We start from the raw sequence: 19,241 nt of genomic DNA on the forward strand, positions 1-19,241 counted from the left end.
CCGGCCCCCGGAAGATCCGGCCCGCGCGTTCGCTCCAGGTCTCGGCCGAGCGCACGTCGCGGGCGATGGCGGCGTACTCGTGGGTGGCGACGCGGAACGGGTTGTGGGTGGCGATGTTCTTGGTGAGCCCGAAGACGGGGCGCTCGGTCTCGGCGGCGAACGAGCCGAAGAGCCGGTCCCAGACGATGAGGATCCCGCCGAAGTTGCGGTCGAGGTAGCCGCCCTGGGAGGCGTGGTGGACCCGGTGGTGCGACGGGGTGTTGAGGACGTACTCGAAGGGCCGGGGCAGCTTGTCGATCCGCTCGGTGTGGACCCCGAACTGGTAGACGAGATTCGCCGAGGAGCAGAAGGCGAGCGCGGCGGGGTGGACGCCCAGGGCGATGAGCGGCAGGTAGAAGGGCCAGGAGGTGAGCGAGGTCCAGGGCTGGCGCAGCGCCGTGGTGAGGTTGAACTTCCGGCTGGAGTGGTGGACCACGTGGCAGGCCCAGAGGATCCGGATGACGTGGTGGCCCCGGTGGGACCAGTAGTAGAAGAAGTCCTGCGCGAGCAGCATCAGCAGGACCGTCCACCACAGGACGGGGACGCGCAGCGGGGTCAGCTCGTAGAGGGCCGCGTAGATCGCGACCACGGGTATCTTCCACAGCAGGTCGAAGGCCAGGCTTCCCAGCCCCATGGTGACGCTGGTGGCGGCGTCCTTGGCGTCGTACCCGGCGGCCTCGTCGTCCGGGTGAAGGCGATACGACACCATTTCGAGGACGGCGAGCAGGACGAAGGCCGGGATCGACCACAGCACGACATCGGGCAGGTTCGGCTCCATGCGAGCACCGTAGAGCCGTCCGAGGTGCCGGGCATAGACGTTGTTACCCACAAGTATGCGAGACGGGACGTCATCGGCGTTTGGTGGGTTCTGCCAACGGCTCCGGCGTAGGATTTCCGGCGCGCGCGGCGTAGAGACGGAGGAACGCGCTTTCCCGGGAGGGATGTTGCGCCGATCCGCCGCAGCCGCCGGTCTCGCCGTGGGGCCGCCCGCCCCCGCACCCGACCGGGGATCACACCCCCGCGGCCCCCAGCAGCACCCCCGCACCGTAGGTCACCGCCATGGCCACCGCTCCTCCGGCCATGTTCCGCAGCACCGCGCGCCCGACGGGTGCGTCGCCCAGCCGGGCGCTCCACCAGCCGGTGAGGGCCAGGGCGGCGAGCACGGACAGCACGGTGACGGGCAGACGCGCGGAGGACGGCGGCAGCACGATCGCCAGGAGCGGCAGCAGCGCGCCCACCGTGAAGGCGACGAAACTCGCCCCCGCCGCGTGCCACGGGTTGGTCAGCTCGTCCGGGTCGATGCCCAGCTCGACGTCGGCGTGGGCGCGCAGCGCGTCGCGCTCGGTGAGCTGGACGGCGGCCTCGCGGGCGAGCCGGCTGCTCAGCCCCTTCTCCTCCAGCAGCCCGGTCAGCTCGGCGAGCTCCGCCTCCGGGGTCTCCTTCAGCTCCTGCTCCTCCGTGGCCAGCGCGGCCTTCTCGGAGTCGCGCTGGGTGGAGACCGACACGTATTCGCCCGCCGCCATCGACATCGACCCCGCGAGCAGCCCGGCCAGGCCGGCCGTCAGCAGGGTGGAGCGGTCTCCGGTGGCCCCGGCCACGCCGACGACGAGGCCGGCGGTCGAGACGACGCCGTCGTTGGCGCCGAGCACCGCCGCCCGCAGCCAGTTGAGCCGGGTGCCGAGCCCGCCCCCGTGGGGTTCGTCGTGTGTCTGCTCCTGTGTGTCCGTCACCACGGGAGCGTCTCACCGCTCCCGCGCGCAGGCATCCCCGACCCGCGATTCCGGATCCTCGCTCAACTGCTCGGCGTCCTCGCCGGGTTCGCGTCCGGGGGCGCCCGGATAGGTCACTGTCGGTCCCGGCCCGTATTCTCTGTGACCATGCTCGACGACCGTCAGACCGCAGCACCGTGGCCGGCCGCGTATCCCCAGGGGTACGCGGTCGTCGACGTGGAGACCACCGGACTCGCCCGCGACGACCGGATAGTGTCCGCCGCCGTCTACCGCCTGGACGCGAGAGGTGACGTCGAGGACCACTGGTACACGCTGGTGAACCCCGAACGTGATCCCGGCCCCGTCTGGATCCATGGGCTGACCAGCGACGTCCTGGAGGGCGCGCCGCTCTTCCCGGAGGTCGCCGCGCAGCTGTCCGAGCGGCTCGCCGGGCGGGTCCTCGTCGCCCACAACGCCGCGTTCGACTGGTCGATGATCGCCCGGGAGTACGCCAGGGCCGCCGTCACCGCCCCCGTCGAGCAGCGGCTGTGCACCATCGCGCTCGCCAAGGAGCTCCGGCTCCCCCTGCCCAACCACAAGCTGGAGTCGCTCGCGGCCCACTTCGGCGTGGTGCAGCAGCGCGCGCACCACGCGCTGGACGACGCGCGGGTGCTGGCCGAGGCGTTCCGGCCGAGTCTGCACGCGGCGGCCAGGGACCAGGTGCGCCTCCCGCTCCTGGAGTGCCGTCCGCTGACGGAGTGGTACGACTCCCCCGTCACCCCGCGCGCCGGATACCGCCCCTCGCAGGGGCAGGGCGGCTGGCGTCCCTCCCGCAAGCGCCCCGCGTGCCCGTATCCGAATCCCGGCCGCTACGAGTCGGACAAACCCCTTATGCAGGGCATGCGTGTGGCGTTCTCCGGGGACACCTCCATCGACCGGGAGCTCCTGGAGGACCGTGCCGTGGAGGCGGGCCTGCACGTGGCGACCAGCGTGTCGCGGCTGACGAGCCTGCTCGTCACCAACGACCCGGACTCGGCGACCTCCAAGACGGTGAAGGCCAAGTCGTTCGGCACGCCGGTCCTGGAGGAGAGCGCCTTCACCCATCTGCTGAGGGATGTGGCACCGGCGGGGACGGTCGCCGTGCCGAGGCCGTCACCGTCATCGGAGTGAACCGGCGGCGACTCGCCCGCCGCCGGCTCGCCCGCCGCCGCCCGGCGTCCCACCCTGTGGCGCATGGCACGTTGCGAGGTTTGCGGAAACGACTACGGGATGTCCTTCGAGGTGCACGCGCAGGGGGCGGTGCACGTCTTCGACTGCTTCTCCTGCGCCATTCACCGCATGGCGCCCATCTGTGAGCACTGCCGGGTCCAGGTCATCGGCCAGGGCGTCGAGGTCGACGGCCACTGGTACTGCGGCGGCCACTGCGCCCGCGCCGAGGGAAGGGCGGGCATCGTGGACAAAGTATGACGGGCTGTCCCGTCCGCACGGAGGGACCCTCCGTGCCGCACCCCATGACCCCGGTTGTACGGTCATGGGGTGTACCGCTTCCTGTTGACCCGGCAGTGGGTGATTCTCACCCTCCTCGGTCTCGTCATGATCCCCACGATGGTCGAGCTGGGTTTCTGGCAGCTGCACCGGCACGAGCACAAGGTCGAGCAGAACGCGCTGATCACCCGGAACCTCGAGGCCCGCCCGGTCCCCGTCACCCGCCTCACCTCCCCCGGTCACACGGTCCCCCGTTCCGACTACTGGCGCGCCGTGACGGCGACGGGGACGTTCGACACCGAGCACGAGGTGGTCGTACGGCGCCGCACCTCCCAGGACGAGCGCATCGGCGTACTGGTCCTGACCCCGCTGGAACTCAAGGGCGGCGGCACCGTCCTGGTCAACCGGGGCTGGGTCGAGGCGGCAGCCGCTCAGCAGACGTTCCCGGAGGTCCCGGCCCCGCCCCGCGGCGAGGTCACCGTCTCGGGCCGGCTCAAGGCGGACGAGACGACGAGCGCCAGTGGCATCAAGGACCTGGAGGGTCTGCCGGACCGCCAGGTGATGCTGATCAACAGCGCCCAGCAGGCGCATCTGCTCGGCCGTCCGGTGCTGGGCGGGTATCTGGAACTGACCTCCCCCGCGCCCGCCGACGGCAGCCCGGAGACGATCGCCGCACCCGACGACAGCTCGATCGGCCCCCACATGGCGTACGCCGTCCAGTGGTGGCTCTTCGCCGCCGGGGTCCCCGTGGGCTGGGTCGTTCTCGTGCGCCGTGAGAAGCACGACCGCGAACAGGCCGCCGAGGGCGACGCGACGGCGGCGCAGCCGGAGCCGGCGACCGCCTGAGGCATCCGGTACCCCCGCCTGTTCCCACCGGTTCCGCTGCTTAGCGGAGGTCAGGTTCGGGAAGACGCCAGAGCGTGACCCCACGTATCGAGGACTACGCTCTCATCGGCGATCTCCAGACGGCCGCGCTGGTGGGCAGGAACGGTTCTGTCGACTGGCTCTGCCTGCCCCGCTTCGACTCGGGCGCCTGCTTCGCCGCCCTGCTCGGCGACGAGGACAACGGCCACTGGCGCATCGCACCCCAGGGCACCGACAGCACGGACACCTGTACCCGGCGCGCCTACGTGGAGGACTCCCTGGTCCTGGAGACCTTCTGGGAGACCAGGACGGGGACCGTCAAGGTCATCGACTTCATGCCGCAGCGCGACAAGGCGCCCGACGTGATGCGGATCGTCGAGGGTGTCAGCGGGAGCGTCGACATGAGCTCCGTCCTGCGGCTGCGGTTCGACTTCGGCTCCGTGGTGCCGTGGATGCGCCGCTCGCACGGGCACCGGGTGGCCGTAGCGGGCCCCGACTCGGTGTGGCTGCGCAGCGAGCCGCCGGTCAAGACGTGGGGCCAGCAGATGAGCACGTGCTCGTCCTTCACGGTCGCCGAGGGTGAGAGTGTGGCGTTCGTCCTCACCTGGCACCCCTCGCACTCCCCCCGCCCGAAGCTGATCGACCCGCACAAGTCGCTGAAGCACACTCTCGCGGACTGGGCGAAGTGGTCGGCGAGGTGCACGTACCACGGCAAGTACCGGGAGGCGGTGCTCCGCTCCCTGATCACCCTGAAGGCGCTGACCTACGCGCCCACCGGGGGGATCGTGGCGGCGCTCACGACGTCGCTCCCGGAGGAGATCGGCGGCGTACGGAACTGGGACTACCGCTTCTGCTGGCTGCGGGACTCCACCCTCACCCTGGCCGCCATGGTCTCGGCCGGCTATGTGCGGGAGGCCGCGGCCTGGCGGGACTGGCTGCTGCGGGCCGTGGCCGGTGACCCCGCCGACCTCCAGATCATGTACGGGCTCTCCGGAGAGCGCAGACTCCCCGAGACGGAGCTGACGTGGCTGAGCGGCTACGAGAACTCCGCACCGGTCCGTACGGGCAACGCGGCGGTGCGGCAGCTGCAGCTCGACGTGTACGGCGAGGTGATCGACTCGCTCAGGCTGGCCCGGGAAGCCGGCCTCGACGACAAGCCGCACGCCTGGAATCTGCAGCTCAGTCTGCTCGGCTTCCTGGAGTCCACGTGGCGCGAGCCGGACGAGGGCCTCTGGGAGGTCAGGGGCCCCCGCCGTCACTTCGTGCACTCCAAGGTGATGGCCTGGGTCGCGGCCGACCGGGCGGTCCGCACCCTGGAGGAGAACCCGGACCTGCCGGGCGACGCCGACCGGTGGCGGGCGATGCGGGACGCCGTGCACGCCGAGGTCTGCGACAAGGGCTACGACCCCGTGCGCAACACCTTCACCCAGTACTACGGCTCCCGGGAGCTCGACGCCTCGACGCTGCTCATCGTGCGCACCGGCTTCCTGCCGGCCGGTGACCCCCGGGTGACCGGGACCGTCGAAGCGGTGCGCAGCGAACTCGCCCACGACGGCCTGATCCGCCGCTACAGCACGGCGGGCGGGTCGGTGGACGGTCTGCCGGGCGGCGAGGGGGCGTTCCTCGCCTGCTCGTTCTGGCTGGTCGACGCCCTGTGGCGGACGGGCCGCACGGACGAGGCCGAGGAGCTCTTCGAGCGGCTGCTGGAGCTGCGCAACGACGTGGGGCTGCTGGCCGAGGAGTACGACCCGGCGGCCGGGCGCCAGCTCGGGAACTATCCCCAGGCGTTCAGCCACGTCGGTCTGGTGAACAGCGCGGTCGACCTCGCCCGTGAGGACTTGGCAGGATAGGGCCATGGATCTTGGACTGAAGGACCGTGTCTACATCGTCACCGGTGCGACCCGCGGGCTGGGCAACGCCACCGCGCGGGCGCTCGCCGCCGACGGGGCGAAGGTGATCATCTCCGGGCGTGACGAGAAGAGCGCCGCCGAGGCCGCCGCCGAACTCGGCCCCGACGCGGTCGGGCTCGCCGCGGACAACGCGGACCCGCTGGCCGCCCGCCACCTGGTGGACGCGGCGAAGGAACGCTTCGGCAGGCTGGACGGCATTCTCATCAGCGTCGGCGGCCCCGCACCGGGCTTCCTGGCCGACAACACGGACGACCAGTGGCAGTCGGCCTTCGAGTCGGTCTTCCTCGGCGCCGTGCGTCTGGCCCGCACAGCGGCCGAAGCGCTCGGCGAGGGCGGTGCCATCGGCTTCGTCCTGTCCGGTTCGGTGCACGAGCCGATCGCCGGCCTGACGATCTCCAACGGGCTGCGCCCCGGCCTCGCCGGCTTCGCCAAGTCCCTCGCCGACGAACTGGGCCCGCGCGGCATCCGGGTCGTCGGTGTACTGCCGGCCCGGATCGACACGGACCGGGTGCGTGAGCTCGACGCCCTGTCCGGTGACGCGGAGGCCGCCCGTACGGCGAACGAGGCGCGCATCCCGCTGCGCCGCTACGGCACCCCGGAGGAGTTCGGGAGGACCGCGGCCTTCCTGCTCTCCCCTGCGGCCTCCTATCTGACGGGCATCATGGTGCCGGTCGACGGCGGCTCCCGGCACGGTTTCTGACGGCCCCGCGCCGAAGGGCCGCAGCTCGTCAGCTCACCCGCTCGACGCGGTGCTTGACCGCCTTCAGACGGACCTCGGCGGGCAGCTCGTCCAGCCCGGCCGAGGTCCGCGCGTGGGTCAGTGCCCCCTCGGAGAGGCCACGCAGTGCGAGCCCCGGGGCAACATGCGGCTCCATCAGGAGCCGGACCCCGGCCCGCGGGGCGGTGCGCCGGCCGGTCAGCGTGACCTTGGCGGCGGACACCCCGTCGAGGGCGCCCGCCTCGGTGCCGAGCACACTCTCCAGAGCCCTGCCGCGCAGCAGTGCGCCCTCGCCGTCACCGCTGTCGACCAGCACCTCGGAGAGGCGCCCGCGGCGCAGCTGGGCGAGGAGCCACCACAGCGCGAGGACCACGAGGACGGCGAGGACCGCGATGACGGTGGGCCACCACCACCCCTCGTCCCGCCACCTGGTCCGGTCGGCCCTGCTGAGCAGCACGTCGTCCGTGCCGTCCCAGGGCCACCAGGAGGGCACGGAGAGGCCGAGCCCCGTCGCGAGGACGGCGCCGCCGACGACGACGAGGACCAGCCCTGCCAGGCCGAGCAGGACCCGGTTGACGGTCTTGATCACGGGGTCACCCCTTCTTCGCCGGCCGGCGCACGTGTACGGAGAGGCCGGGCGGCCTCGCCAGGTCCAGTTCACCCACGGCCGAACCGAGGGCGGTGTCCAGGTCGGCTCGGACGTCGTCGAGTTCACGGAAGTGCGAGAGGGCCCGCACGGTCGCCCTGCGGCGGCTCATCTTCACCCGGACGGACTGCACACCGGCCACCTCCACGGCCCGGTCGCGCAGGACGAGGGAGGCGGCGTTCCGGTCGAGCCCGGCCCTCACACCGGCGTGCCGGCGGTTCATGGGGAGCAGGGCGCGCAGCCCCGGGCTCAGGGCCAGCAGGAGCAGCCAGAGGCCGAGTGCGGCAGCCAGGGCGGTTCCTGCCAGGACCCACACGTCGTCGAGGTGACGGCTCGCCAGGTCGTCGGCGACGGAGCGTCGCCACTGCATGGCGGGGCGGCCGGCCCGCACCGCCGCGACGTCGTAGAGCAGGAGCCCCGTGCCGCCGAGGAGGACCAGGGCGACCAGTGCGGCGGGGATCCTGCGCCCGGACCAGAAGCGGCCTGCCCGGCCGCCCGGCTGCGCCTGTGCGGGGTCCGGTTCGTAGGTGGAGCCCGACGTGGACTGGTCCATCTCGAGCACGCCGCCGGACGGCGCCGCCTCGACCGTGGGCAGGCGCTGTGTGCTGTTCTCCGGCTCCTGGGGCTCGCTCATCGGATGCTCCCCTCCGGTGCGGTGCCCGCTGCCGTGTGCAGCCGTTCGACCTGCACCGCCACCTCGGGCACCTCCATCCCCGCCAGTGCTTCTACCCGCTCGGCCACCCGCCGACGCACCGTCCCGCACTGCCGGCCGATGTCGCAGGGGTAGGCCAGATCGAGGCTGATGCGGACCCGTGCGGTGTCGCGGTGCACGGTGACGGTGGCGCGGGGCGCGGGGGCGGCCTCGGGCCGCTCGTCGACGGCCTCCTTCGCCGCCTGGGCGGCGATCTTCGCGACGACGCGGTCGGCGATCCGGGTCTGCCCGCGCTCGGCGGCCTCGACCCGGCCGGTCACCCCTGTCACCGTCGCCGGTCGCCGCGCTCGCGACTCCGGAAGAAGTCGCCGGGTTCCAGGTCGCCGTCGAGGAAGCGGCCGGCGACGAAGCCGACCGCGCCCAGCGCGGCCACCAGAAGAAAGGCCCCGAACCCGCCGAAGTATCCGGCGAAACCGAGCGCCATGCCGGCCACCATGCCGACCACAGCCATGCTCATCGTGTGCTCCTCAACTGCCGCGCGGGAGAGATCTACTGGACGCGTGACTCGGACTCGTCCTCGTCGTCGTCCTCGTCGGGCAGCTTGACGTCGCTCACGGCGATGTTGACCTCGACGACCTCCAGACCGGTCATCCGCTCGACCGCCGCGATGACGTTCTCGCGCACGTCACGGGCGACCTCGCTGATCGCCACGCCGTAGTCGACGACGATCTCCAGGTCGAGGGCGGTCTGCGACTCCCCGACCTCCGCCTTGACCCCGCGGGAGACCGACTTGCCGCCGGGGACCCGGTCACGCACCGCTCCGAAGGTCCGGGACAGGCCGCTGCCCATCGCGTGGACCCCGACGACGTCGCGTGCCGCCATTCCGGCGATCTTCTCGACCACACCGTCGGCGATGGTGGTACGTCCGCGCGTGGCGGGGGCTCCCCCGCCGCGCTTGGTGAGCTGGCTCTGCCTGCCGTCGTCCCCGCCGGACACACTGCCGGGGTTGTCGGGCCGGTTCCGCTGTGGGCTGTCGGTCATCGTCGCTGTTCCCTTCGGGGCGGGGTCGGACTTCCGTGGCCCACAGTAAGTGCGCTTGCCCCGTTCCGCGCCGTGGATGGGGCAGGGTGGAGCAATGACAACGGCTGAGGGCCCCCATCGGGCCGACGGATGGACCACCGCGGTACGCCGGCGGCTCGGACTGGGGAGACTGCTCCCTCTGGGCGGCCCCGACGACGGCTCCTGGATCGCCGAACGGGCGGCGGCTGCGGTGCTGCGGGACGCCGCGGCCGGATCCGGGGCCGTCCTGGGGACACTCAGGATCGCCCCGGCCGACGAGGACCGCACCGCCGACCCGGTGGTGCCCGCACCACCGAGCGCCCTGCCGCCCGGACCGCTGCGGATCGAGGCGGGTTTCGCGGCGACCGCACGGCGGCCCCTGCACACCACCGCGGACGCGCTGCGCGCCGCGCTGCTGACGGCGGCGGCCCAGCGGCTCGGCCTCGTGGTGGAGGAGGTGGACCTGCGGGTGACGGAGCTGCTGGAGGAGGAGCCCCGGCCGGCACCGGAGCCTCCCGCCGCCGTGCACGCGGCGGAACCGGACGACACCGCGGGGGCGGCGGCGGCCGGGGTCCCCGGCGTCGTGGCGCTGACCCATGTCCTGGGCAGCGCGGTGCAGCACACGCAGGGTCATGTCCAGGTGGAGCTCGCGACGGCCGGGGACCGCCGGACCCTGGACGTGGCTCAGGCGGTGCGCGGGGCGGTGGCCGGGGCCGTGGAGGGCCGGCCGACGGTCGCTGTCCTCGTGACGACCGTGGTGGACCGGGGCTGACCCGGCCCCCCACCGCCCGGCAGGCGAGGGGCCTCAGAGGTTCAGTCGGCGATCCCGGCGAGGTCGCGCAGGCGGCGGCCCTGGGCGGCGCGCTCGGCGGTGCGCTGCTCCTCGTACGTACGCGAGAGGGCGCCGCTCAGCAGCGCCTTCGTCTCGACGACCGCGTCACGCGGGGCGGCGAGCAGGGCCGCGGCCAGGTCGCGTGAAGCCGCGTCGAGCTGGTCCGCGGGGACCACGAGGTTGGCGAGGCCGGTGCGCTCGGCCTCCTCGGCGTGCACGAAGCGGCCGGTGGCGCAGATCTCGAGCGCGCGGGCGTACCCCACGAGGTTCACCAGGGGGTGGGTGCCCGTGAGGTCGGGCACGAGACCGAGGCTGGTCTCGCGCATGGCGAACTGCACGTCCTCGGCGCCGATGCGGAGATCGCAGGCGAGGGCGAGCTGGAAGCCGGCACCGATGGCATGCCCCTGGACGGCCGCGATCGACACGATGTCGTTGCGGCGCCACCAGGTGAACGCCTCCTGGTACTCGGCGATGGTCGCGTCGAGTTCGGACTCAGGACCGCGCGCCATGTCGAGGAAGGACGGCTCGCCGTCGAATCCCTCGGGTGCGAACGCCTGCCGGTCGAGGCCCGCGGAGAAGGACTTGCCCTCGCCGCGGAGCACGACGACCCGCACGCTGCCGGGGAGCGCCCGTCCGGCCTCTGCCAACGCCCGCCACAGAGCGGGAGACTGAGCGTTGCGCTTGGCCGGGTTGGTGAGCGTCACCGTGGCAACCGCGTCATCGACGGTGAGCCGTACGCCGTCCTTGTCGAGCACAGAGTCGAGCGAGGTCATGGAGCGCCTCCGGATCGGGTGCAGTCAGCACTTACTGGCAAGTACTGAACAGTAACCACCCGGACGACCTGATGGTCGGCCGGGTGGCCACCCCGTGTTCCGGTGGGCTCGCGGAGCCGGCCTGGGCCAGCTCCTGACCACTGCCCGCCGTCAGGCCGAAGCGGCCTTCTTGCCTCGAGTCGCTCCGCCGCGTCCCCGCAGCGTGACTCCCGACTCGCTGAGCATCCGGTGGACGAATCCGTAGGAGCGGCCGGTTTCCTCGGCCAGCGCCCGGATGCTCGCACCGGAGTCGTACTTCTTCTTCAGGTCTGCCGCGAGCTTGTCACGCGCGGCGCCGGTAACCCGGCTGCCCTTCTTCAGAGTCTCGGCCACCCGTGCCTCCTCAAGGAAGTGCGCTCTGGACTCTCATGATCACCCCTCCTGGGCTTCCTGGCCACCCATTCGGCAAGGTAGGTACGACCGGTTTCCGCATCCGAAAGCGGTCCGACACAAGCGGAATCCCGCATTCGCAGGGGCTGGGGAGCCCTCGGGGAGGCTTTGCGGCAGAAACGGCCAGGTCAGGGCCGTACGGGGCGGAGTGGCCCGAAATGAGTGCGCCCGGCAGCTATCTGCCGGGCGCCGCGCCGGGGTACGAGACCCGCTCACCCAGATGATGGATCACCGATGGGCCGAATGATCCAGACACGTTGGATCACCGGGCTCCGCACCGGTTCCGGGAGCCTCGGAGGGTCAGGCCAGGGCGACGAGGTCACGGTAGTCCGCACCCCAGAGGTCCTCGACCCCGTCGGGCAGCAGGATGATCCGCTCCGGCTGGAGCGCCTCGACCGCGCCCTCGTCGTGGGTGACGAGGACGACCGCGCCCTTGTAGGTGCGCAGGGCCCCGAGGATCTCCTCACGGCTGGCCGGGTCGAGGTTGTTCGTGGGCTCGTCGAGCAGCAGCACGTTGGCGGAGGAGACGACGAGCGTCGCCAGGGCGAGCCGGGTCTTCTCACCGCCGGAGAGCACTCCGGCCGGCTTGTCCACGTCGTCGCCGGAGAAGAGGAACGAACCGAGCGTCTTGCGGACCGCGACCAGGTCGAGGTCGGGCGCCGCGGAGCGCATGTTCTCCAGGACGGAGCGGTCCGGGTCGAGGGTCTCGTGCTCCTGCGCGTAGTAGCCGAGCTTGAGGCCGTGGCCCTCGATGACCTCGCCGGTGTCGGGCTTCTCAGCGCCGCCGAGCAGACGGAGCAGGGTCGTCTTGCCCGCGCCGTTGAGGCCGAGGATCACGACGCGGGAGCCCTTGTCGATGGCCAGGTCCACGTCGGTGAAGATCTCGAGCGAACCGTAGGACTTGGACAGGCCCTCGGCCATCAGCGGGGTCTTGCCGCACGGAGAGGGGTCGGGGAAGCGCAGCTTGGCGACCTTGTCCGAGACCCGCACGGCCTCCAGACCGGAGAGCAGCCGGTCGGCACGCTTGGCCATGTTCTGGGCGGCGACGGTCTTGGTCGCCTTGGCGCGCATCTTGTCGGCCTGGGCGTTGAGGGTGGCGGCCTTCTTCTCGGCGTTCTGGCGCTCGCGCTTGCGGCGCTTCTCGTCGGCCTCGCGCTGCTGCTGGTAGAGCTTCCAGCCCATGTTGTAGATGTCGATCTGCGCGCGGTTGGCGTCGAGGTAGAACACCTTGTTGACCACGGTCTCCACGAGCTCGACGTCGTGGGAGATCACGATGAAGCCGCCGCGGTAGCTCTTGAGGTAGTCGCGCAGCCAGACGATCGAGTCCGCGTCGAGGTGGTTGGTGGGCTCGTCGAGGAGCAGGGTGTCGGCGTCCGAGAACAGGATGCGGGCGAGCTCGACACGACGGCGCTGACCACCGGAGAGGGTGTGCAGCGGCTGGCCGAGCACCCGGTCGGGCAGGCTGAGCGCGGCGGCGATGGTGGCGGCCTCCGCCTCGGCGGCGTACCCGCCCTTGGTGAGGAACTCCGTCTCCAGGCGCTCGTACCGCTTCATCGCCTTCTCACGGGTGGCGCCCTTGCCGTTCGCCATCCGCTCCTCGTTCTCCCGCATCTTGCGCAGGATCTCGTCGAGACCGCGGGCGGAGAGGATGCGGTCGCGGGCCAGGACCTCGAGGTCCCCCGTGCGCGGGTCCTGCGGGAGGTAGCCGACCTCGCCGCTGTTGGTGATGGTGCCGCCGGCCGGCGTCCCCTCGCCCGCCAGGCACTTGGTGAGGGTGGTCTTGCCCGCGCCGTTGCGTCCGACCAGGCCGATGCGGTCGCCCTTGGCGATACGGAAGGAAGCGGACTCGATGAGGATGCGGGCGCCGGCGCGCAGCTCGATGCCGGAGGCGGTGATCACGGAAATACTCCAGGGCGGTATGGACGGCGGAGGGACAGCGGGCTCACGACTCGACGCCGTCTAGTGCACAAGGAGAATTGCCATGGACCCAGTCTACTGGCGGTGTCCACGTGCTTTTCCGCCTGCTCCCGGCCCGTCACAGCGCCACCGCACCCCGTCGCGTGCGCGGGCGGGGTACGGCGAAGCGTCCGGTACCCAGCACCGGGTCGCACGCGTGACGGGGGCCGGGCCGGTGCGGCGGGCCCGCCCGGCATTGTCGGTGGCCGGTGAGAGACTGAGACGGAGATCACACCACAACGGTGCGTGTGAGCTGGAGAGGGTGAGCGTGATGGCGGGCACGAACGGCGTTCCCACGATTTTCCCGACGCTGCTGTACGACGACGCGAAGGCCGCGATCGCCGTGCTCACCGGGGCCCTGGGGTTCACCGAGGAAGTGGTGTACGAGGGCGAGGACGGCAGCGTCCTGCATGCCGAGCTGTCCTGCGGCAACGGCAGGGTGATGCTCGGCTCCAAGGGGGGCGCGGGCGTCTTCGCCCGGGCGATGGCCGACGCCGGCCCTGCCGGGGTGTACGTGGTCGTGGACGAGGTGGACGAGCACCACGCACGGGCGGTGGAGCACGGTGTGGAGATCCTCATGCCACCCACCGACCAGGAGTACGGCTCCCGCGACTACATGGCGCGGGACGCGGAGGGCAACGTCTGGAGCTTCGGGACGTACGCCCCGGGATCCTCGGGCTGACCGCCCCGGGGCCACGCGGCCCCGGCGGTCAGATCCCGCCGGTGTGCACCTGGAAGGCGGCCCGGCGTACGGCTTTGGCGAGGGCCGGGTCCGGGTGGGCGGCGGCCAGGGCGACCAGCACCTGGACGGTCCGCGGGTGGCCGACGGCGCGCACCTCGTCCAGGAGCGCGGGGACCGTGCCCTGGACGGCGGAGTCGAGGTGGCGGACCAGCAGCCCCGTCTCGCCGTGGTCGGCCACGGCGGCTGCGGTGTCGACCCAGAGCCAGGTCGCCTCCTCGCGGCTGAGGACGTCCTGGGCGTCGTCCGGGTCGGTTCCCTCGTACTCGGCGAGCCAGAGCAGCGCGTACGGGCGCAGCGGTGTTTCGGTGACGACGGAGCGGACGACGGGCTCCGCGGGGGCTCCGACGACGCGCAGGGCCTCGAAGGCCAGGCCGCGCAGGAGTGCGTCCTCGCCCCGGGCGACGGCCAGCAGCTCGGCCACGGCGCTGCCGACGGTACGGGCGGCGAGCCAGGCGCGGTATTCGGCGCGGGCCGGGCCCGGGGTGAGCCGGGCGCAGCCGAGCAGCATGTCGGCGGCGGACTGTTCGATGTTGCCGGCCGGGCTCTGGGCGGCCACGCAGATCTGTTCGAGCTTGACCCAGACCGCCCAGTTGCCCAGCGGGGTGAGGGTGGCGTGGCCGGAGCCGAGTGTGAGGGCGCCTACGGAGGCGAGGCCCTCCAGGGCCCAGTCGAGCAGGAGCGCGTTCAGGCGGGCGGAGGGGGCTGCGGAGGGGGCGGGCTGCTCCTGCGGCCCGTAGGGCACCTCGCACCGCTCCTCGTGGAGTTCGGCCACGCGCTGGCCGAGCAGGTCGAGGAGCGCGGGCACGGTGACGGGTCCCGCCGAGAGCTGGAGGAGGGAGAGCACCTGGGGCACGGCCTCGACGGCTTCCGCCACGGAGGTGGCCTCGATGCCGTCGGGTGAGGCGTGGACGAGGGACCAGGCGTCGAAGAGCGCCACCCAGCCGCGGAGCACGGCGGAGTCGTCCCGGTCCCAGGCGCGCAGACGCCAGCCGGGGCGGGCGGTCTCGCCGTGCAGCTCGATGAGTCCGGCCAGCCTGGCGCGGTCCCAGCCGGCCAGCACCTGGGCCGGGGACAGCTCCAGCGCGGCGGAGGCCCGTCGCAGGGCCTGCGCGGCGAGGGGGACGGAGCCCGGACTCGTACCGTCCGCGGCCCAGTGGGCGATCCGTACGGCGTCGGCGAGGACGGCCCTGGCCTGGCGGGCCAGTTCCGCCGGGGCCGGTGTGCCCTCGGGTGGGCGGGGGGCCGGCCGGGTGCGCCGGGTCGTCACTGCCTTACGGGCGGTCGCCTGGGGTCGCGGGCGGACAAGTCGCAGCCTGGAGTCGCGCGGGGTACGGGACGTCACGAGGAGCAGTCTTGCCTCTGACAGGCCGAAAGCCCAAACGGAAGCCGTGTCACCGGGGTTCGGGAGGCTTCCCGGCCGGGTCATCAACCGGGCGGTTCCCGCCCATCAGCTCACATCAGGGGCGTGAGGAAGCGCCGGAGCGCCTCTTCGTAACCGGCCGGGTCCACGTTCCACATCGCCGCATGGGGAGCTTCGGCCACGGTGTGCAGGGACACCAGGTCGGGCCGGCGTGCGGCGAGTTCCCGGGACGGCTGCCAGGGAGCCAGGGTGTCGTCGGGCCCGTGGACGATGAGGGTGGGGGCGTGCAGGGCCGTCGGCACCGAGGTGTCCAGCAGCGGGGCGCCACGCAGACCCGTCTGGCCCTGGGCGGCACGGACGGCGAGGGGCAGCAGCGCCGAGGGGACACCCCGCGCCGAGGCGAGGGCCCGCAGGGTGACCCGCCAGTCCATGACCGGGGAGTCGAGGACGAGACCGCGGACGCGGTCGCGGAGGGCGGAGTTGACGGCGGCGTGCAGGGCCATCGAGGCTCCGGACGACCAGCCGTGGAGGACCACGCCCTCGGCCCCGTAGCGCACGGCGTAGCGGATGGCCGCGTCGAGGTCGCGCCACTCGGACTCGCCGAGGTGGGTGAGACCGTCCGGGGAGCGCGGGGCGCCCGGATCGCCCCGGTAGGCCAGGTCGAGCACGGGGAACTGCTGGTCGTGGAGGAAACCCAGCACGTTGAGGGGGTGGTCCCGGGTCGTGCCCAGACCGTGCACGGTGATCACCCAGGTGTCGCGGGCCCCGGGTACGAACCAGGCGGGCAGGGCTCCGAGCTCACCGGGGACCTCGACCTCCTTGTACGCGAGGCCGAGGGCGGCGAGGGGGTCGCCGCGGTGGAGCTCCGGGGTGAGGCGGACCCGGGTGCCCGGCTTGAGGCTGCCGAGGGTGACGCGTTCCAGCCGGCGCACGACGGTGTCGGCGGAAGGGCCGGGCGGCTGCTCGGCCACCGGACCCACCACGGCGTGGACGCCCCGGCCGGCCAGCCCGTACGTACCGGGGCGCAGCGCGGAGAAGGAGCGGGTCAGGGTGACCTGTCCGGCCGCGGTGGCGTGGACCGTCAGGCGCCGGTCCGCGGGGAAGGGACGTGGCGAGGGCGCCCCGAGGGCGACGTCGCTGGCGTAGCGGCCGGCGGCGACCGCTGCCGCGCCGGCGCCGAGGATCGAGGTTGCGGCCACTGCCGCCGCTGTTGCCGGGCGCACGGCTCCAGTGTCCTGGGCCCTGGCGCCCGCTGCCAGTGGGCGGCGGCCGTACGTGTGGCGGGGCGGGCTCAGCCGGGCTGGCCGTATCCCTCCAGGGCGTCCTGGACCTCGCGCAGCTGGGCCGGGGAGAGGAGGGACGGGCGGTGTCCGGGCACGGAGCTGGCGGTGAGCCAGAGCCTGCACATCCATTCGAGCTGGGCGGTGCGGTCGTAGGCCTCGTCCAGGGTGTTCCCGTAGGTGACGGTGCCGTGGTTCCGCAGCAGGCAGCCGGTACGGCCGCGCAGCGCGGTCAGCATGTGGTCGGCGAGTTCCGGCGTCCCGTAGCGCGCGTAGGCGGCGGTGCGGACGGGGCCGCCCATCATGGCGGCGGCGTAGTGGATCAACGGCACCTCGGCGACGAGGGTGGAGACGGCCGTGGCGTGCACGGCGTGGGTGTGGACGACGGCCGCGGCATCGCTGTCCCGGTAGACGGCCAGATGGAGCGGCAGTTCGCTGGTCGGGGCGAGGCCGCCCAGGACCTGGCGTCCCTCGAGGTCGACGCCGACCGCGTCCCCGGGGCCCAGCCGGTCGTAGGGAACCCCGCTGGGGGTGACCAGGACGACGTCACCGACCCGGGCCGACACGTTGCCCGAGGTGCCGACGACCAGGCCTTCCGCCGCTGTCCGCCGGGCCGTCCTGAGGACACCGTCCCACGCCTGCTCGATCGCGTCCTGTCGCACGTCAGTCATGGCGGAGATCCTAGGGTCACGTGAGCGATGTCTCTCCGGGGGGAGCCGTCGAGCGGGGCGGTGGACGGCGGGTGCGGCGCCGGGCCGGTCGCCGCAACGGAACGGAAGCTTCCGGATGCCCTCGACCCTCACAAGCGGAATTGGCGCGCACGGTTGAGGTCACCACGCCGCCCTGTCCAGTTCATCTTCCGTTCACCCTGGTTGCTTACGTTCCACGTGCCAATGACGTCGAACGATTGCCTGGGTAAATGGAACACATCACGCTGCTGCTCGCGATCGTGATCGTGACAGCTCTCGTGTTCGATTTCACGAACGGTTTCCACGACACCGCCAACGCGATGGCCACCACCATCTCGACCGGCGCTCTCAAGCCCAGGACAGCGGTGGCCATGTCCGCCGTTCTCAACCTGGTCGGCGCGTTCCTGTCGGTGGAGGTCGCCAAGACGATCTCCGGCGGGATCATCAACGAGAACGGCCTCAGAACCGAGGTCATCTTCGCCGCGCTCGTCGGCGCGATCCTGTGGAATCTGCTGACCTGGCTGGTCGGCCTGCCCTCCAGTTCCTCCCACGCACTCTTCGGCGGCCTCATCGGTGCCGCGGTCATGTCGGCCGGCTGGTCCTCGATCAACGGCGGCACCGTCGTGACGAAGGTCCTGCTGCCCGCCATCGCCGCGCCCCTCGTCGCGGGTCTCGCCGCGCTGCTGGCCACGAAGCTGACGTACCGCCTCAACCGGAAGATCACCGACGAGGCCCAGCTGAAGTCGACCGCCAAGGGCTACCGCGCCGGCCAGATCGCCTCGGCCGGTCTCGTCTCGCTGGCCCACGGCACCAACGACGCGCAGAAGACCATGGGCATCATCACCCTGGCCCTGGTCACCGGCGGCGTCCTCTCCCCCGGCTCCAACCCGCCGGTCTGGGTCATCGCCTCCGCCGGTATCGCCATCGCGCTGGGCACCTACCTCGGCGGCTGGCGCATCATCCGCACCATGGGCAGCGGCCTCACCGACCTCCGTCCGCCGCAGGGCTTCGCGGCCCAGACGAGCGCGGCGACGGTCATCCTGGCCTCCTCGCACCTCGGATTCTCCCTCTCGACCACCCAGTCGTGCTCCGGTGCGGTGATGGGCGCGGGCCTCGGACGCAAGGGGGGCGTGGTCCGCTGGTCCACCGCCACCCGGATGTTCGTCGCCTGGGGCCTGACGCTCCCGGCCGCCGGCCTGGTCGGCGCGGGAGCGGAGTTCCTGACCAACCAGGGCCCTTGGGGCGTCGCGGTCGTCGCCGTCCTGCTCGTCGTCGGCTCCGGCGCCATCTGGCTGCTGTCCCGCCGCAAGCCGGTCGACCACACCAACGTGAACGACGGCACGGACGAGCCCGCGGGCGTCGTCACCACGGCCATCGCGGCCGTCAGCCCGCCGCCCGTCGGCGTGGCCGTCCCGGAACTCAAGACCACCATCCCCGCCCCGGACACCCAGGCCGACCCGGCCCGACCGGCCACGGTGTAAGGACAGATCCGCATGAACATCGACTGGGCAGCTCTCGCTTCCGTCTTCGGCGTCAGCCTCGTGATCACCGTCGCGCTGGTCGGCCTCTTCACCCTGGGCATCACGGGCCTCGCCCGGCAGACGGCGACGGCGCGGAGCGCCGGCGGCGGTGTCCTGGCGCGCACCGGCGCGTACGCCTGCTTCGCGCTGTGCGCGGCGGCGGTCACGTACGGGATCTATCTGATCGTCGCCTGACACCCGGACGCACATCGGGCCGGACACACCCCACGGTGTGTCCGGCCCGATGTGCGTCTCAGCACACTGAAGCCTCGCAGGTCAACGGCAGGTTGACGGGCCTTCACGGGGCGTGGTGGACTGCCGGAGCCATTTACGGCGACAGGAGAGGAAGCCGGTGCGAATCCGGCGCGGTCCCGCCACTGTCACCGGGGAGCAGCCTCCACACGGAAGTCACGGTCCGCCACCGCGGACTGGAAGGCCGGAGGACCTGCGGATCCGGAAGCCAGGAGACTCTCGTCGCCGGTCACGTCGTACCAGGGCGCGGACCCTGAGTGAGGACATACGCCATGCCTGGCTGCCCTGCGTCGGTCGCTGCACCACCCTTCACGAAGGCCCTTCGA

22 protein-coding genes and 1 riboswitch are annotated in these 19,241 nt (G+C 72.2%); of the genes, 9 read left to right on the plus strand and 13 right to left on the minus strand.

Features of this window, described 5'->3' with window-relative positions; translation table 11 throughout:
- A partial coding sequence (locus tag B9S57_RS01445) for a sterol desaturase family protein (protein WP_103513702.1) occupies nucleotides 1-817 on the minus strand: 817 nt, incomplete at its 3' end.
- A 232-nt stretch (nucleotides 818-1,049) separates the two neighbouring features.
- On the minus strand, nucleotides 1,050-1,769 hold the full coding sequence (locus B9S57_RS01450) for a VIT family protein (protein ID WP_103513757.1): 720 nt from the start codon (nucleotides 1,767-1,769) through the stop codon (nucleotides 1,050-1,052).
- A gap of 141 nt (nucleotides 1,770-1,910) precedes the next feature.
- Here B9S57_RS01450 and B9S57_RS01455 point away from each other — a divergent pair, with 141 nt between their 5' ends.
- From B9S57_RS01455 to B9S57_RS01475, 5 genes are all read left to right on the plus strand, one after another.
- Nucleotides 1,911-2,918, plus strand: coding sequence for a DEDDh family exonuclease (locus B9S57_RS01455; protein WP_103513703.1), 1,008 nt, complete (start codon nucleotides 1,911-1,913; stop codon nucleotides 2,916-2,918).
- Nucleotides 2,919-2,981: 63 nt separating this feature from the next.
- On the plus strand, nucleotides 2,982-3,215 hold the full coding sequence (locus tag B9S57_RS01460; RefSeq protein WP_073747930.1) for a hypothetical protein: 234 nt from the start codon (nucleotides 2,982-2,984) through the stop codon (nucleotides 3,213-3,215).
- A gap of 69 nt (nucleotides 3,216-3,284) precedes the next feature.
- Nucleotides 3,285-4,079: an SURF1 family protein gene (locus B9S57_RS01465; protein WP_103513704.1), complete on the plus strand. Its 795-nt coding sequence runs from the start codon at nucleotides 3,285-3,287 to the stop codon at nucleotides 4,077-4,079.
- Nucleotides 4,080-4,153: 74 nt separating this feature from the next.
- A complete protein-coding gene (locus tag B9S57_RS01470; protein WP_103513705.1) occupies nucleotides 4,154-5,947 on the plus strand; it encodes a glycoside hydrolase family 15 protein in 1,794 nt (597 codons plus the stop codon).
- 4 nt (nucleotides 5,948-5,951) lie between these two features.
- On the plus strand, nucleotides 5,952-6,707 hold the full coding sequence (locus tag B9S57_RS01475) for an SDR family oxidoreductase (RefSeq protein ID WP_103513706.1): 756 nt from the start codon (nucleotides 5,952-5,954) through the stop codon (nucleotides 6,705-6,707).
- 28 nt (nucleotides 6,708-6,735) lie between these two features.
- Here the strand turns inward: B9S57_RS01475 and amaP are convergent, their stop codons facing one another.
- From amaP to B9S57_RS01500, 5 genes are read right to left on the minus strand one after another with little or no spacing between them, the layout of a single operon-like run.
- Complete coding sequence (gene amaP / locus B9S57_RS01480; RefSeq protein ID WP_103513707.1) at nucleotides 6,736-7,314, minus strand: alkaline shock response membrane anchor protein AmaP; 579 nt, start codon at nucleotides 7,312-7,314, stop codon at nucleotides 6,736-6,738.
- Nucleotides 7,315-7,318: 4 nt separating this feature from the next.
- Nucleotides 7,319-8,005 carry a DUF6286 domain-containing protein gene (locus B9S57_RS01485; protein ID WP_103513708.1) on the minus strand — a complete coding sequence of 229 codons (687 nt, stop codon included), beginning with the start codon at nucleotides 8,003-8,005 and terminating at the stop codon, nucleotides 7,319-7,321.
- Nucleotides 8,002-8,352: an Asp23/Gls24 family envelope stress response protein gene (locus B9S57_RS01490; RefSeq protein WP_103513709.1), complete on the minus strand. Its 351-nt coding sequence runs from the start codon at nucleotides 8,350-8,352 to the stop codon at nucleotides 8,002-8,004. The genes B9S57_RS01485 and B9S57_RS01490 overlap by 4 nt, the downstream gene beginning before the upstream one ends.
- A complete protein-coding gene (locus B9S57_RS01495; protein ID WP_103513710.1) occupies nucleotides 8,349-8,540 on the minus strand; it encodes a hypothetical protein in 192 nt (63 codons plus the stop codon). The genes B9S57_RS01490 and B9S57_RS01495 overlap by 4 nt, the downstream gene beginning before the upstream one ends.
- Before the next feature lie 32 nt (nucleotides 8,541-8,572).
- Nucleotides 8,573-9,064 carry an Asp23/Gls24 family envelope stress response protein gene (locus tag B9S57_RS01500; RefSeq protein ID WP_103513711.1) on the minus strand — a complete coding sequence of 164 codons (492 nt, stop codon included), beginning with the start codon at nucleotides 9,062-9,064 and terminating at the stop codon, nucleotides 8,573-8,575.
- A gap of 94 nt (nucleotides 9,065-9,158) precedes the next feature.
- Here B9S57_RS01500 and B9S57_RS01505 point away from each other — a divergent pair, with 94 nt between their 5' ends.
- Nucleotides 9,159-9,854, plus strand: a complete 696-nt coding sequence (locus tag B9S57_RS01505) for a hypothetical protein (RefSeq protein WP_103513712.1) — start codon at nucleotides 9,159-9,161, stop codon at nucleotides 9,852-9,854.
- 41 nt (nucleotides 9,855-9,895) lie between these two features.
- On the opposite strand, the gene B9S57_RS01510 is transcribed toward B9S57_RS01505, so the two are convergent.
- The 3 genes from B9S57_RS01510 to B9S57_RS01520 all read right to left on the minus strand — a co-directional run bounded on the left by B9S57_RS01510 (nucleotide 9,896) and on the right by B9S57_RS01520 (nucleotide 13,015).
- Entirely contained in the window at nucleotides 9,896-10,687 is a 792-nt protein-coding gene (locus B9S57_RS01510) for an enoyl-CoA hydratase/isomerase family protein (RefSeq protein WP_103513713.1), read from the minus strand.
- Between the two features lie 150 nt (nucleotides 10,688-10,837).
- Nucleotides 10,838-11,059 carry a helix-turn-helix domain-containing protein gene (locus B9S57_RS01515; protein WP_006123601.1) on the minus strand — a complete coding sequence of 74 codons (222 nt, stop codon included), beginning with the start codon at nucleotides 11,057-11,059 and terminating at the stop codon, nucleotides 10,838-10,840.
- Between the two features lie 357 nt (nucleotides 11,060-11,416).
- Nucleotides 11,417-13,015, minus strand: coding sequence for an ABC-F family ATP-binding cassette domain-containing protein (locus tag B9S57_RS01520; protein WP_103513714.1), 1,599 nt, complete (start codon nucleotides 13,013-13,015; stop codon nucleotides 11,417-11,419).
- Nucleotides 13,016-13,343: 328 nt separating this feature from the next.
- On the opposite strand from B9S57_RS01520, the gene B9S57_RS01525 reads away from it, so the two are divergent.
- On the plus strand, nucleotides 13,344-13,754 hold the full coding sequence (locus B9S57_RS01525) for a VOC family protein (RefSeq protein ID WP_103513715.1): 411 nt from the start codon (nucleotides 13,344-13,346) through the stop codon (nucleotides 13,752-13,754).
- Nucleotides 13,755-13,782: 28 nt separating this feature from the next.
- Here the strand turns inward: B9S57_RS01525 and B9S57_RS01530 are convergent, their stop codons facing one another.
- The 3 genes from B9S57_RS01530 to B9S57_RS01540 form a co-directional block, all read right to left on the minus strand.
- Nucleotides 13,783-15,081 carry a hypothetical protein gene (locus tag B9S57_RS01530; protein WP_103513716.1) on the minus strand — a complete coding sequence of 433 codons (1,299 nt, stop codon included), beginning with the start codon at nucleotides 15,079-15,081 and terminating at the stop codon, nucleotides 13,783-13,785.
- Between the two features lie 185 nt (nucleotides 15,082-15,266).
- The gene (locus B9S57_RS01535) at nucleotides 15,267-16,397 is read right to left on the minus strand and encodes an alpha/beta hydrolase (RefSeq protein WP_103513717.1); all 1,131 of its coding nucleotides are present in this window, start codon (nucleotides 16,395-16,397) and stop codon (nucleotides 15,267-15,269) included.
- Between the two features lie 68 nt (nucleotides 16,398-16,465).
- On the minus strand, nucleotides 16,466-17,125 hold the full coding sequence (locus B9S57_RS01540; RefSeq protein WP_103513718.1) for a class II aldolase/adducin family protein: 660 nt from the start codon (nucleotides 17,123-17,125) through the stop codon (nucleotides 16,466-16,468).
- A 248-nt stretch (nucleotides 17,126-17,373) separates the two neighbouring features.
- Here B9S57_RS01540 and B9S57_RS01545 point away from each other — a divergent pair, with 248 nt between their 5' ends.
- Nucleotides 17,374-18,624 carry an inorganic phosphate transporter gene (locus B9S57_RS01545; RefSeq protein WP_103513719.1) on the plus strand — a complete coding sequence of 417 codons (1,251 nt, stop codon included), beginning with the start codon at nucleotides 17,374-17,376 and terminating at the stop codon, nucleotides 18,622-18,624.
- 12 nt (nucleotides 18,625-18,636) lie between these two features.
- Entirely contained in the window at nucleotides 18,637-18,858 is a 222-nt protein-coding gene (locus tag B9S57_RS01550; protein WP_103513720.1) for a hypothetical protein, read from the plus strand.
- A gap of 146 nt (nucleotides 18,859-19,004) precedes the next feature.
- A riboswitch (cobalamin riboswitch) is annotated at nucleotides 19,005-19,134 on the plus strand.
- Nucleotides 19,135-19,241: the final 107 nt, after the last annotated feature.

This window comes from Streptomyces sp. SM10, assembly GCF_002910915.1.
Classification (GTDB): Bacteria; Actinomycetota; Actinomycetes; order Streptomycetales; family Streptomycetaceae; genus Streptomyces.